The 12,523-nt window shown below is 67.6% G+C and carries 13 protein-coding genes; 4 read left to right on the forward strand and 9 right to left on the reverse strand.

Annotated features, from left to right (window positions below; translation table 11 throughout):
• Positions 1 to 13 precede the first annotated feature (13 nt).
• From ACIQ0W_RS13235 to ACIQ0W_RS13245, 3 genes are all read left to right on the forward strand, one after another.
• Positions 14 to 286 (forward strand): thioredoxin family protein, encoded by a 273-nt coding sequence (locus tag ACIQ0W_RS13235; RefSeq protein ID WP_396643201.1) that lies wholly within the window; start codon positions 14 to 16, stop codon positions 284 to 286.
• A gap of 30 nt (positions 287 to 316) precedes the next feature.
• Positions 317 to 1,060 carry a cytochrome c biogenesis CcdA family protein gene (locus ACIQ0W_RS13240; protein WP_396643187.1) on the forward strand — a complete coding sequence of 248 codons (744 nt, stop codon included), beginning with the start codon at positions 317 to 319 and terminating at the stop codon, positions 1,058 to 1,060.
• 67 nt (positions 1,061 to 1,127) lie between these two features.
• The gene (locus tag ACIQ0W_RS13245; RefSeq protein WP_396643188.1) at positions 1,128 to 1,784 is read left to right on the forward strand and encodes a histidine phosphatase family protein; all 657 of its coding nucleotides are present in this window, start codon (positions 1,128 to 1,130) and stop codon (positions 1,782 to 1,784) included.
• 16 nt (positions 1,785 to 1,800) lie between these two features.
• On the opposite strand, the gene ACIQ0W_RS13250 is transcribed toward ACIQ0W_RS13245, so the two are convergent.
• The 8 genes from ACIQ0W_RS13250 to ACIQ0W_RS13285 form a co-directional block, all read right to left on the reverse strand.
• Positions 1,801 to 2,028 carry an RNA-binding S4 domain-containing protein gene (locus ACIQ0W_RS13250; protein ID WP_036301414.1) on the reverse strand — a complete coding sequence of 76 codons (228 nt, stop codon included), beginning with the start codon at positions 2,026 to 2,028 and terminating at the stop codon, positions 1,801 to 1,803.
• 168 nt (positions 2,029 to 2,196) lie between these two features.
• The gene (locus ACIQ0W_RS13255) at positions 2,197 to 3,384 is read right to left on the reverse strand and encodes a hypothetical protein (RefSeq protein ID WP_036301412.1); all 1,188 of its coding nucleotides are present in this window, start codon (positions 3,382 to 3,384) and stop codon (positions 2,197 to 2,199) included.
• A complete protein-coding gene (locus tag ACIQ0W_RS13260; RefSeq protein WP_036301411.1) occupies positions 3,381 to 4,541 on the reverse strand; it encodes a hypothetical protein in 1,161 nt (386 codons plus the stop codon). The genes ACIQ0W_RS13255 and ACIQ0W_RS13260 overlap by 4 nt, the downstream gene beginning before the upstream one ends.
• Positions 4,538 to 5,662 (reverse strand): hypothetical protein, encoded by a 1,125-nt coding sequence (locus tag ACIQ0W_RS13265; protein WP_396643189.1) that lies wholly within the window; start codon positions 5,660 to 5,662, stop codon positions 4,538 to 4,540. Before ACIQ0W_RS13265 ends, ACIQ0W_RS13260 begins: the two co-directional genes overlap by 4 nt.
• Positions 5,659 to 6,381 carry a hypothetical protein gene (locus tag ACIQ0W_RS13270; protein WP_036301405.1) on the reverse strand — a complete coding sequence of 241 codons (723 nt, stop codon included), beginning with the start codon at positions 6,379 to 6,381 and terminating at the stop codon, positions 5,659 to 5,661. Before ACIQ0W_RS13270 ends, ACIQ0W_RS13265 begins: the two co-directional genes overlap by 4 nt.
• A gap of 2 nt (positions 6,382 to 6,383) precedes the next feature.
• Positions 6,384 to 6,746 carry an STAS domain-containing protein gene (locus tag ACIQ0W_RS13275; protein WP_036301403.1) on the reverse strand — a complete coding sequence of 121 codons (363 nt, stop codon included), beginning with the start codon at positions 6,744 to 6,746 and terminating at the stop codon, positions 6,384 to 6,386.
• 9 nt (positions 6,747 to 6,755) lie between these two features.
• Complete coding sequence (locus ACIQ0W_RS13280) at positions 6,756 to 7,079, reverse strand: STAS domain-containing protein (protein WP_396643190.1); 324 nt, start codon at positions 7,077 to 7,079, stop codon at positions 6,756 to 6,758.
• Positions 7,063 to 8,745, reverse strand: a complete 1,683-nt coding sequence (locus tag ACIQ0W_RS13285; RefSeq protein ID WP_396643191.1) for a SpoIIE family protein phosphatase — start codon at positions 8,743 to 8,745, stop codon at positions 7,063 to 7,065. Before ACIQ0W_RS13285 ends, ACIQ0W_RS13280 begins: the two co-directional genes overlap by 17 nt.
• A gap of 155 nt (positions 8,746 to 8,900) precedes the next feature.
• Between ACIQ0W_RS13285 and ACIQ0W_RS13290 the strand changes: the two genes are divergently transcribed.
• Positions 8,901 to 11,633 (forward strand): ATP-binding protein, encoded by a 2,733-nt coding sequence (locus ACIQ0W_RS13290; protein WP_396643193.1) that lies wholly within the window; start codon positions 8,901 to 8,903, stop codon positions 11,631 to 11,633.
• A gap of 252 nt (positions 11,634 to 11,885) precedes the next feature.
• Here ACIQ0W_RS13290 and ACIQ0W_RS13295 read toward each other — a convergent pair.
• On the reverse strand, positions 11,886 to 12,523 hold a 638-nt coding region (locus ACIQ0W_RS13295), incomplete at its 5' end, for a DDE-type integrase/transposase/recombinase (protein ID WP_396643194.1).

Consider the following 12,523-nt stretch of genomic DNA (forward strand, 5'->3'; position numbering starts at 1 on the left):
CGAAGACGGGGTCATCGAGCAGACGGAGGGTGAGAAGGTCCTGTTCTTCCACGCCTCGTGGTGCCCGCGGTGCCGCAAGCTCGACGATCAACTCCGTGCGGAGGGTGCGCCCGACGGGCTCACCGTCTTCAAGGTCGACTACGACTCGCGCACGGACCTGCGCCAGAAGTACGGCGTGACGTTGCAGACCACCGTGGTCTTCGTCGACGACGAGGGTGAACTCCTCTCGAGCACCGTGCTGTACGACGATCCGTCGATCGAGTCGCTCGTCGCCGCGGCGCCGTAGCCGGATGTCTCGGCCGAAGAAGGCGGAACGGTGACCGCGACTCTGGGCCTCGCGTTCGTGGCCGGGATCCTGACGGTTGCGGCTCCCTGCGTGTTGCCGTTGCTCCCGGTCGTGGTAGGCGGCGCGGTGGTGCGCGGCGGAGATGATGAGCGCCGCGCGCGCTGGCGTCCGTTCCTCATCGTCGGTTCGCTCGTCGTCAGTATCGTCCTGTTCACCCTTCTGCTGAAGGCGACTACGGCTCTGCTGGGCGTGCCGCCCCAGGTCTGGCAGGTGATCTCGGGCGGAATCATCCTTCTGCTCGGAATCGACATGATCTTCCCGGCGCTCTGGGATCGGCTGTCGACACGGATGCGGCTGCAGTCGCGCAGTGGCGACATGCTGGATCGGTCGATGCGGCGGCGGGGCGCGGGCGGCGACATCCTGACCGGCGCGGCGCTCGGCCCGGTCTTCTCGAGCTGCAGCCCCACCTATGCGCTGATCGTTGCGGCGGTGCTCCCGGTGTCGTTCGCGGAGGGTGTCGTGTACATCGTCGCGTACGCGATCGGACTGGCCGGGATGCTGCTGCTCGTCGCGCTACTCGGTCGCGGGCTGGTGCGGCGCCTGGGCTGGCTCGCCAACCCGAACGGGTGGTTCCGCCGCATCATCGGCATCCTGTTCGTGCTCGTGGGGGTCGCCGTGATCATCGGCTTCGACAAGCAACTGCAGACCTGGATCCTCGACGCCGGGCTGTATGACCCGATCGCGCGCCTCGAAGAGATCCTCGGCGTCGGTTGACGGTCCGGCGCGCCTTCTCATCAACTCTCGGCGCGGCTTCGGCTCAGGTTGGCTCTAGGGTTGCGGTGTGCCCATCAACGATCCGCTGCCCGATCGCCCCGCCCCGGACAACCCGTCGGGCAAGCTCGTGCTTCTGCGCCACGGCGAGACCGAGTGGTCGAAGCTCGGCCGGCACACGGGCCTGACGGACATCCCGCTCACCGCACATGGCGAGGATCTCGCTCGCGGTGCGGGCGAGCTGGTCTCGGACTACAACTTCTCGTTGATCCTGACCTCGCCGCTCGAGCGTGCGCGCCGCACGGCTGAGCTCGCGGGTCTGAAAGCAGAAGTCGACCCCCTCCTCGTCGAGTGGGACTACGGCGGGTTCGAAGGACGCACGACCCGAGACATCCGTGCCGAACTCGGCTACGACTGGAGCGCTTTCACGCACGGTGTGATCCGCGGAAAGACCCCCGGTGAGACGGTCGAAGAGGTCGCGGGCCGCGCCTCGCGCGTGCTCACGCGCGTGCTGCCGGCGATGACCCACGGCGATGTCGCGCTGGTCGCGCACGGCCACTTTCTCCGGATCCTGACGGCGGTCTATCTGCGGATGGCTCCCCGTTTCGGTGCTCAGATCACCCTCGATGCCGGGTCGGTTTCGGTACTGAGTTACTACCGCGAGCAGCCCGCCATCCTGTCGTGGAACTACGGACTCGCGCTGCCCATGGCTCCGTCCGAGTCCTGAGCCGCGTGGTTCAGCGCTACGGGCACACGCGGACGGTGCGCGGGCCGAACTCGACGATGTCGTCGACATGGAGCTGGCGCCCCCGACGACGCTCGACGTCACCGTTCACCGTCACCAGACCGTCGATGATCGCTTCTTTGACCTCGCCACCGGAGTCCAGCAGTCCCGCGAACTTCATGAACGGACCGAGGCGGATCATGTCGCCGCCGATCGAGATGTCGTCGACCGGAGCTGAATTCGTCATTCCGGAAGGCTAGCCGACGGCCGGCACCTCGTTGCGGTCGGGCTGCTCACCCCCGTTTCGTTCGGCTGGTTCGCTTATCAGCCGCTCGTGGGTCCGAGGGCATCACTGATCTCATGGGCGATCTTCCGGGAGAGGGCACGTCGGTTCACAGCGGTCGATGATCGGGGCTCACTCGTTTCGTTCGCGGGTCCAGAGGCCGAGAACGGATGGCTCGAGCGTGCGTTCCACGGCCGCAGTGAGGTCGGATGCCGCGGTGTGTGGATCCGCTCGTGTCCGGAGTCGTTCGCCGAAGGCATCGACCACGCGCTCGGCATCGTATTGCGCACGGTTGAACCTGCGGTCGAGGACGCGGCGAGACACGCGCAGAACGGGGAGGAACACCGCCGCTGCGACGAGAGTCGCAAGCGCGACGCCGAGGGTGGTGGCGTCCGGGAGCAGCCACGCGACCGAGGTCACGATAACCGCGTAGATCGCCACGGCGACGGCTGTGACTATGGCGTATGTCGCCGTGCGCGAGATGATCCGGTCGATCTCGTACAGGCGATACCGGAGTACGGCGATCGCGATCGCGACGGGGATCAGCCCGTACGACACAAGCACGATGCCGGTGATCCCCATCCATGGGTCGGGTGTGACCCAGCTCGTGATCAGGATCGCGACGGCCAGCCCGACTGCCCACAGCATCCATCGCAGTTGCGCGCGTTCGACGGTGCCCGCGCGCCGGTAGCGTACGACGAGAGAGGCGAGGGAGCCGACGAAGGCGATCGCCAGAGCGCCGAACGACACCAGGATGGTGAGCGGATTCTCGACGAGTGCGGGCACGTGCGCCCGGTTCGGGATGCCGGGATAGACCTCGACCGACAGCGTCGACAGTGCGACGCTTGCGAGGACGAGCGTGGTGATCGTGTACCAGGAGAACCAGCGCCATCGCGGCGTCGGCACCGCGCCGTCGGGGAATCGGAGCGGGATCTGGGTGAGCAGGAGTCCGATCGGGGGCAACCAGCTCCACGTGTCCTCGCGGTCGTAGCCGTACCAGAACAGCCACGCAGAGACACTGGGTGCGTGATCGACCAGGGCTTCGCCGAGAAGCGTCGCGGGGGTGCCGATCGTGAACAGACCGGGGATCAGCAGGAGCAGCCAACCGATCGGGTTGCGCGGGCGCTTCCACGACAGCAGCCAGCCGACCACGACGAAGATCGTCAGGAGGATGAGGAAGGGCGCGGCGTCCGCCACGGGGCGTCCGGCGGCCGCAGAGGCAACGATCGTCACAATGAGCATCGCGACGACCACCGCGGCGGCCAGGAATGCCGGCCACGCGAGAGCGCGATCACCGCGGTAGCCACTTCCTCTCCTCATGATCGAGGTCCCGTGGTCCAGACGCCGATCGCCACGGGCTGCAAGGTCCGCTCGACCGCGCTGGTGAGGTCTTCGGCGGCCGTCAGTGGGTCGGTTCCCGTGCGCAGGCTTTCGCCGAAATCGTCGACGACTCTTTGGGCAACGTAGTGCTCGCGGTCGAACTGGCGATCAATGCGGCGCTGGATGATACGCAGCACGGGGAGGGCGACGGCGGCAGCCACGAGAGTCGCGAGCGCTACGCCGACGGTCTGCACCCCAGGCAGGAGCCACGTGACCGAAGTGACCACCGTCACATACACGCCGATCACCAGGGCTGTGACGATCGCGTACGACACCGTCCGTGAAACGACGCGACCAATCTCGTAGAGACCATGCCTGCTCACGGCGACCCATACAGCCACCGGAAGCGCGAGCGCAGCCGCGCCGAGGAAGACCGAGCCGATCAGCGCGGCCTCGCCGACCAGGGCCACGCTTGCGAGCGCGGCCACCATGCCGATCGGCAGGATCAGAAATACGAGCGCGAGCCACCGCACCTGGAGCCGCACGATGCCGTCTCCGTGTCGATATCGCAGGAACACACTGACCACGGCTAGCGCGAACAGACACAGCAGCGCGGCCAGACATGCCGTGGAGAGCGCGGAGGTCACCGACTCGGGAGGAAGCGGCGGCGGCTCGAGACCCGAGTATTCCCATTCCGACGGCGCCAGCAGTATCGCCGCGATCGACGCGGCGGCGGTGAGCGGCACGGCCCACAGCACCGGTCGCCACCGGGGCAAGAGTGCCCGGCCGTCGGGGAAGGTGAAGGCCAGCAGAAGTGGAGAGATTAGCCAGAACGGCCACGAGATCGCGTTCGGCACGACCTGCCAGAGTGTCCCGGCGAGCCAAGCGGGGAACGTCCAGACTGCTGTGATGAGTGGCACGCTGCCGAGAGCCGCCAGTTGCGCGCCGACCCAGAGATTCGGTCGCTGGATCAGCAGCAGCACGCCTAGGACCATCGACGGCGTCGTGACGACGGCTGTCACCACGACAGTCGGAACGTTCTCGACCGGCAGTCCGGAAGCCACAGCCGCGATGAGCATCATGATGGCGGCCGCGACCAATAGCGCACCGACGACGGCGGCCAAGGGAAGCGCGCGGCGCGGCGCGGCGCCTGTCATCGCGAACCTTCTGCTGTCCACAGTCCCAGGACCCTGGGCTGAAGAGTTCGCTCGATCGCGCCGATGAGATCGCCGCCGGTCGCAGTGGGATCCAGACCCGTGCGCAGGCGCTCGCCGAATGCGTCGACGGTCTTCTGCGCATTGAAGTGCTCGCGGTCGAATCGCCGGTCGATGCGGCGCTGGACAAAACGGACCAATGGCAGGAAGAGCGCAGCCGCCGCGAGGGTCGCCAGCGCGACACCCACCGTCGGAAGCTGGGGGAGCATCCAGCTCACGGACGTCACCACGCCGGCATAGACGGTGAGGACGAGTGCCGTCACAAGTGCGTACGAGACGGTGCGCGAGACGACCCGGCCGATCTCGTACAGTCCGTGGCGCGTCACGGCGATCCAGATCGCGATCGGGATCGCGTTGATGCCGAGCGTCATCACAGTCCCGATGACGGTGGGCGCATCGTCGAAGGCGAGGGTGAGACCGAGGATGGCGACGGTCATCGCCGTTCCATACGCGAGCCACCGGAACTGTAGGCGCGTGACGCCGTCCGCCCGCATCCACCGCATGACAAGCTCCACGAGGGCGGCCGCGCCGACGATGGGCACGGCGAGGAACGACTCGTCTCCCGTCACCACGGCCGACACCGTCGCGAGAGCGGGAACACTCAGAGGATTCACCCTCCCCGAGAATGCGAGGTCGCCGGACGCGACGAGAGCAGCTGCGATCACCGTCAGTGCGACGGCCGCTACCGCGCCGGCCACGAAGCGTCCGAGCTTCGTCGTGATCTTTCCGCTCGGGAAGACGACAACCAGCACCGGCAGCAGCAGCCACACCGCGTAGCCGAAGACAGTAAGGCCCAGCTCGATTCCGACTGGCAGTGCGGCCGCGACGCCCGGGATGACGAACGCCCCGTACAGACTCCAGTAGAAGGCGATGCCGAGCAGGATTCGCCCGATCGCGTTACCCGAACGTCGCAGGAGCAGCAGGGTTCCGACGATTGCGAAGCCGCCCCATGCGGCGAGCGTCCAGCTCTCGCCAGTCATGACGATCGTGAGGATGCAGAGCGCGAGGTAGCCCGCGAAGAGGGCCAGAATGCCCCCTCGGCGAACCGCCTCGCGAAGCTTCATCGGACAGAAGTCCGGGTGCGATGCGGTCGGAACGGCGCGGACAGGGTGTGGGTGAGCGTGCGGATGCCGGCGTTGTGGCGCACGTTGGTCCAGTTCGCCCAGAGCCGCCGTCGGTCGACGCACACCGTGTGCTCGCCGACCGCAACGTCCGGCAGGCCGTGCGCGGCCGCGAGGTTGCGCAGGACCCCGGGCCAGAAGACGTCCTCGCCGCGACGGGCAAGGGGCCACATGCTCTCGAAGAGAGGATCCGAGCAGCGCAGGAGCATGCGGATCTGGGCGATCGTTCGGCCCGTGGCATCCATCGCGGCAGAGAACGTGATCATCGCCGCGAACATGTGACCCTCGGGAGTGAGGAAGGTGAACGATGTGTCGTCGGCATAAAGGACCAAGATCCCGGACGTCACCCCACCCGCAGTCAGGGCTGTGACATCGCCGGGCTCGATCGCCGAGATCGAACCGTGAAAGCGGCCCATCCTCGGCCAATACTGCCCGAAGTGCGCTCGCCAGTCGGCGACGAGTGACTCGGGACTCACCTCGGTGCCGAGGTCGGCAGTGTATGTGCGCTGCCACAGTCGACCGAACCCGTTCATCGGGCCTGCCACGCGCCTGCCCTGGAGGTTGTAGCCGTGCGGTTCGGTGGGATCGCTCACCTCCAGGCGTTCGACATACTTCGCCCAATAGGCCGCGTCCCGCGGCACCGCATCGCTGTGCTCGACCATGGTCATCCTCCCTGGGCTGCGAACGCAGCAATCGCAGATGTGGTGTCATCGTGGAGGGCGATCGCCTCATCGAGCCGGGTCAGTTCGAAGATCTGCCGATAGTGCTCGGTCAATCCCACCGCCGCGATGCGCTGCTGTCGGCGCTGTCCACGGACGAGAAGCGTGACGAGCATGCCGATGCCGCCGCTGTTCATATAGTTCATGCCCGAGAAGTCGAGCACGACGAGCTTCACGCCGCCGTCGGATGCGCGCTCGTGCGCCGCCATGAGGTCGTCTTCGCACGCTGCGGTGACATCGCCCGAGATCGTGATCGCCGCCGTCTCCGGAGCCGGGTGCGTGACGTCCATGATCGCTGCGGGCGCCATATCGTCCTCCTAACTCTCCACCGGCTGAACGATTTCGATGAAGTCGCTCAATCGGGTGATCTCGAAGATGTGCCGGTAGTGCTCTGTGAGACCCGAAGCGCGGACGCCGACGCTTTGCGCGCGCGCACGTGCCAGGACGCCGACGATCAGAGCGATCCCCGTCGAGTTGATGTAGTCGACGCCGGTGAAGTCGAGTTCGATCGATGCGGGGCAGTCGAGGGATGCCGCGGCGTAGGCCGCGTCGAGGGCGTCTGCCGCATCCCGATCGATCCTGCCCACCAGCACGACCTCGACGCGGTCGCCCCGTCGCCGGATCTCATGACTCAGGCTCATGGTTCCCTCCGTTCCTCTGGACGCCGCCCGCGGCATCCCTCCCGTCCGCACGCATCGCCAGTCGGACGACGTGGCGGTCGCCGTCGCTGAACTCCTCGACTTTGTCCACGAGCTCCCGGACGAGGAACAGGCCCCACCCGCGGGGCGTCTGCAAGCCGGCGAGCTTGAGGTCGAGGTCGGGAGTTTCGGCATCGCGCCGGAGTCCGCGCCCGAAGTCGGCGACTTCGACGGTCACGTAGTCGGACGTGCGCCGGACCGCGATGAGCACATCGAGCGTGGCATCCCCCCGGTTGCCGTGCTCGATGGCGTTCATCACCGTCTCGCTCACCGCGGTCTTCAGCGCGTTCAGACGCGCCCCTCCGAGCGCATGCGCCGCGATGGATGCAACACGGTCCATCGCGTCCCGCTCGTTGCCCGGCACGCTCGCCACCGCGAACGACACGGTCTCGGCGGCTCCACCGCGACGGCCTCGTTGAAGTGTCACGAGGGTGATGTCGTCTTCCTGTTCGACACCCGTGGAGAAGATGCCGAGCTCCTGAACCGCGCCGTCGACGAGCTCCTGGCCCGTCCCGGCGCCGGCGACGAGGTCCGCGGTGCGCCCGAATCCGAACATCTCGCCGGCGGAATCGTGCTGCTCGGTGATGCCGTCGCTGTACAGCAGGACGATCTCACCAGGGCCGATCACAGTCTCGTGCTCTTCGTAGATGCTGCCGGACATCAGCCCCAGCGGCATCCCGCGGGCGTGCAGCTGCACGACGTCGTCGCCGCGTCGCACGTAGGGCAGGTTGTGCCCGGCGTTCGCGAAGTGGGTGCGCCCGCTTTCGAGGTCGAGCACCAATACCAGGCACGTCACGAACATATGGGTCGGAATCTGCGGGATCAGCAGTTCATTCACGCGACGCAGCACCTCCCCGGGAGAGGTCACGACGGCCGCCGTCGAGCGCAGCAGTGCATGAGTACTCGCCATGACGAGCGCTGCCGGCACGCCCTTGTCGGTCACGTCTCCCGTGACGACCATGATCCGACCGTCGGGCAGCTCGATGAGGTCGTAGAAATCGCCGCCGACGGTGCGGGCGGGTCGGTAGAACGCCGCCACGGTCCAGCCGCCGAGTTCGGGCAGCTCGGCCGGCAGAAACTGCTGCTGAATGAGCTGGGCGACGTGCAGCTCCTGCTCGATGCGCTCGCGCTCGCGCGCCTGGCGCTCCTGAACCCGCATCAGCTGCCCCAGACGCAGCGCGGGTGCGGCGTAGCGCGCCAGGCTGTCCAGCAACCGGCGGTCGTTGCGGGAGTAGGTCCGCTCGGACAGGCGCTGTCCGAGCGCGAGGATGCCGACGAGTTCGCCACTGGTGACGAGCGGCACGACCAGCTGCACCTCCTGCGCGATCATCTTCGCGACGGCGGAAGAGTAGGCGGGTAGGGCGCCGATCTCGACCGGGCCGGACGCGGACTGCAGGTACACCAGCAGCGGGTCGCCGGGATCGATCTCGATGTCGATGCGGCGCGCGCGGGAAGGAGCGGGGCCCAGTTCCGGGCGTCGCGCGGCCTTCGCAGCCGTGCGCTTCTCAGCGCGTCGGCGTCGGCGCGCGGCTCCGCTCGGCGCGTCGTGCGCGACGCCAGCCGGTGGGTCGGCGGGCGTCTGCGCCGCCGTCTCCAGCGTGTCGGTCATCGGATCCTCCTCGACCGGAAGCCCGCACAGCGACCGGTACTGCAACGATGATGCTCCGGCGGGCGTTCCGAAAGCGTTACGGCTACGCGCAATTTCGAGAACTCGGAACGCGCTGGGCCCCGTTCTGGCATTACGGTATGCACGAGGGGGCGATCGTGTCGGTGCGGCTCGAGCTGTTCGGACCGCCGCGGGTGCGGCGGAACGATGCCGAGGTGCGGTTCGACACGCGCAAGGCGGTCGCGCTGCTGGCTCTGCTGGCGGTGTCGGGGCGAGAGTTCGGGCGTGAGGCGCTTGCCGGTTTGCTGTGGCCCGATCTCGAGCGGTCGCGCGCTCGCGCGACTCTGAGGCGGACGCTGTCGGTGGCGGCCGCGGTCGGCCCGGCTCTGGTCGTGCACGCCGATCGCGTCGGGATGGATGCCGAGGCGGTGGACTGCGATGTCGTTGAGTTCCGTACGCTCATCGCCTCGCCACATGTCGCGGACTGGCGTCGCGCGGCCGGCTTTGCAGCCGACAACTTTCTCGAAGGCTTCTCGCTTCGGGACAGCCCGCCTTTCGAGGATTGGATGTTGGGGGTCGCCGAGGAGCTGCGGGACGAGCTCTCGCGCACTCTTGCCCGGCTCGTCGTTTCGGCCGTCGAGCGCGCGTCCTGGCCGGACGCGCTGGAGTACGCCCGGCGGCGCGTCCACGTTGAGCCGCTGTCGGAACCTGCGCACGCCGACTTGATCCGGGTGTCAGCCTGGGCGGGCGACCGACCCGCGGCCCTGCAGGCCTACCGGAGTCTGGTACGGCTGCTGGACCGCGAGCTCGGAGTGCCTCCTCTGCCCGAGACACTTGCACTCCACGAAGACATCCGCGCCGACCGACTCGCGCAGCCCACGCCGGCACATGCCTCGGCCGAGCAGCGCCAGACAGCCGTCGTGTCGGAGGTACCCGCGCCGCCGCCGACGAAGCTCATCGGGCGTGACGTGCAGCTGGCTCGCCTGACGGATGCGTGGCGCGAGGTGGCGGAGTCTGGGCGTCTCGTCGGCATCGTCGGCGAGCCTGGGCTCGGAAAGAGCGCACTCGCGGCGACGATTGCGGGTCACGCCGGCCGCCGCGCCATTCGGATCGCCGCTCGGGAGTCCGAGGCGTCGCTGGCGTACGCGGCTGCGAACGACCTCGTGCGATCGTTGCTGTTACTCCAGCCGAACCTGCCGGCGATGATGGGTTCATCCGCAGCGCCGCTCGCTGCCCTGGCCACCCAGATCGACGGAGCTGCACCGCGGACGATTCGCACCCCGGGCGACTTGCAGCGGGTGCACGAAGCCGTTCGCGCTGCCGTCGAGCAGCTCGCGACCGAGGGCCCGCTGCTTCTCGTCGTCGATGACGCGGAACTGCTTGACCGCCCGTCGGCGGCATTGCTGGGTTATCTCGCCCGACGGCTGCCGCCGGGTTTTCTTCTCGTCGTCGCGTGGGCGCCGGGACTCACCGAAGGGCCGCTCCAGCAGGCGGTCGCCGAACGCGGCGAGACACTGCAGCTTCAGCCGTTCGATGAAGGACAGATCGCCGTACTCACCGGGGGCGGCCTCGACGCGAGCGAGGTTCTGCGGCGCACTCGCGGCATTCCGCTGCTGGTGCGAGAGGTGGCCGCGGCGCCGACCGAGGCGGAGGCGGATCAGGTACGCGACATTGTCGCGGCTCGGTTCGCGGGCGCGTCCGAGACAGCACGACAGATGGTCACGGCATCCGTCGTGATCGGCGCCGTCGCGCCGCCCGAGGTGCTGCGCGCGGTGAGCGGGAGGGACGAGACCGAGACCGTCGAGGCGATCGAAGAGGCGGTCGCTCGCGGCCTACTCGTGGAACACACCGACACCCCCGGGTATGACGTGCCGCACGACCTTGTGCGCAGCGCGGCGCTGCAGGGGCTGTCCCTGGCCCGGCGCCGGCTCCTCCATGCGCGTGTCGCCGATATCTACGCGCGTCGTCATGCCATTGACCCGCGTGCGACACCGGCCGGTTCGGTGGCCCAGCACCTTGCTGCCTCGGGGCGGGAAGAGGAGGCGGCGACGTGGTTCGTGACGTCCGCCGCGGAATCGGCGAGCGTGTCCGCGTACGAGGAGTCGATCCTTCAGTTGCGGGCGGCCTTGGCCATGGGTCGGCGCGGCATCGAGGTGCATACGGCGATCGGCGCCGCCCTGGTGCGGCTCGGCCGCTACGAGGAGGCACTATCGGCGCTCGACCAGGCGTCTGCTCTGGCAGAGGGTCAGTCGGAACGTCGATCCGAGATCGAGCATGCGATTGCGGGTGTGTACGACCGACTCGGCGACTGGGAGCTCGCGCAGGTGCATCTGGAGTCGGCGCGCGACCTGGCCGCCGCCGGCGGGCCGCGCGGTCGACGAGCGCGTGCGCTAGCCGATCTCGCTCTCGTGCTTCACAGGAGGGGCCAAATCGCTCGGGCGCGGGAGACGGCGCACGCGGCCGAAGACGCTGCAGTGGCGTCAGGCGACGATGCGGCACGCACGCAGGCGGACAACGTGCTCGGCATGATCGCCCTCTCCAACAACGAGGTCGTGCTCGCGGAGCATCACCTGGAGAACGCCGTGGCTCGGGCGCGTGCGGCTGAGAACGTCGATCTGCTGATCGCTGCGCTCAACAACCTCTCGCGAGCACTCTCGGCTGCCGGTGCCGGTCCGCTCGCGCTGGAGACCGCCCGTGAGTCCCTCGCACTCGCTGAACGCCAGGGTGATCGACACCGCCTCGCGGCCCTGCACTCGCACGTTGCCGACCTGTTGCACGCCGAAGGGCAGGACGAGGAGGCGATGGCGGAGCTGAAACTCTCGGCGATGGCCTTCGCCGACGTGCAGGGCTCGGCGGGGCGACCGGAGGTATGGACGCTCACCGAGTGGTGAGTGTGGGTGTGATCCCACGTCGGGAGGCATTGCGGCCTGTCGAACCTGGACGCGACGGCGGGAGTCGAACTCAGGCGGGCGACTTCGGTCTTCTCGCTAGATTCGGGGAAAACCGCGTGATTATGCGGAATTTTCGCTTTCCTCGGTGGGACTCAATCCGGCTCGTTCGGGGTGAATCTCGACCAAGTGTGGGCAAAATGTGGGCAAATTTGAGTACTCCGGAACGCCTGGTTCTGTGCAACTGACGGAGGCCTATGACAGTGGGTCTCGGGTTTTCTGTTTGAGCCGTTCGTAGGGTGTGTTACCGGCGAGGGCTCCGTGTGGTCGATCGTAGTTGTAGTGGTCTTCCCATTGCTGGAGTCGGTCATTGAAGAGATTGACGTCGTCGATGACTTCCCCCTCGAGGAGCCGGTAGAACTCCTCGGAGTCGATGCGGTGCGAGCGCTCGACCTTGCCGTTGAGGCGGGGCGTGGCCGGCCGGATGCGGACGTGCCCGATGCCTTTGTCGAGCAGATGCCAGTGGAACGACTGCCCGAACTCGCTGCCATTGTCGGTCTGAACCTTCTCGACCTGGAACGGCAGTTTCGAGAGCACGTGATCGATGAAGCGGATCGCTGTCTTCTGATCGTGCGTCGGGTAGGCCCGCAGCACGCGCAAGCGGGTGCAGTCGTCGATGGCGGTGTATTGGTAGTAGCGCTTCTTCTTCCCGGTCTGCCCGAGCGGCTCGATGAACTTCACATCGACCTGCAGCGCATGGCCTGGGCGTTGCTTCTCGTAGCGTTTCCAGCGGGTCTCCGTGCGTTTGTATCGCTGCGATGCTGGGAGGCGGTTCAGGCCGAGCTTCTTCAGGATCCGCCAGACACCGGACGCGCTGACGGTGACGTCGTGGT

The sequence above is a fragment of the Microbacterium sp. genome (assembly GCF_044340635.1).
GTDB lineage: Bacteria > Actinomycetota > Actinomycetes > Actinomycetales > Microbacteriaceae > Microbacterium.

Bases quoted from the DNA above. Each gene is read 5' to 3' on its own strand.
- ACIQ0W_RS13250 (WP_036301414.1), bottom strand. From the start codon at position 2,028: ATGACGAATTCAGCTCCGGTCGACGACATCTCGATCGGCGGCGACATG.
- ACIQ0W_RS13255 (WP_036301412.1), bottom strand. From the start codon at position 3,384: ATGAGGAGAGGAAGTGGCTACCGCGGTGATCGCGCTCTCGCGTGGCCG.
- ACIQ0W_RS13260 (WP_036301411.1), bottom strand. From the start codon at position 4,541: ATGACAGGCGCCGCGCCGCGCCGCGCGCTTCCCTTGGCCGCCGTCGTC.
- ACIQ0W_RS13265 (WP_396643189.1), bottom strand. From the start codon at position 5,662: ATGAAGCTTCGCGAGGCGGTTCGCCGAGGGGGCATTCTGGCCCTCTTC.
- ACIQ0W_RS13270 (WP_036301405.1), bottom strand. From the start codon at position 6,381: ATGGTCGAGCACAGCGATGCGGTGCCGCGGGACGCGGCCTATTGGGCG.
- ACIQ0W_RS13275 (WP_036301403.1), bottom strand. From the start codon at position 6,746: ATGGCGCCCGCAGCGATCATGGACGTCACGCACCCGGCTCCGGAGACG.
- ACIQ0W_RS13280 (WP_396643190.1), bottom strand. From the start codon at position 7,079: ATGAGCCTGAGTCATGAGATCCGGCGACGGGGCGACCGCGTCGAGGTC.
- ACIQ0W_RS13285 (WP_396643191.1), bottom strand. From the start codon at position 8,745: ATGACCGACACGCTGGAGACGGCGGCGCAGACGCCCGCCGACCCACCG.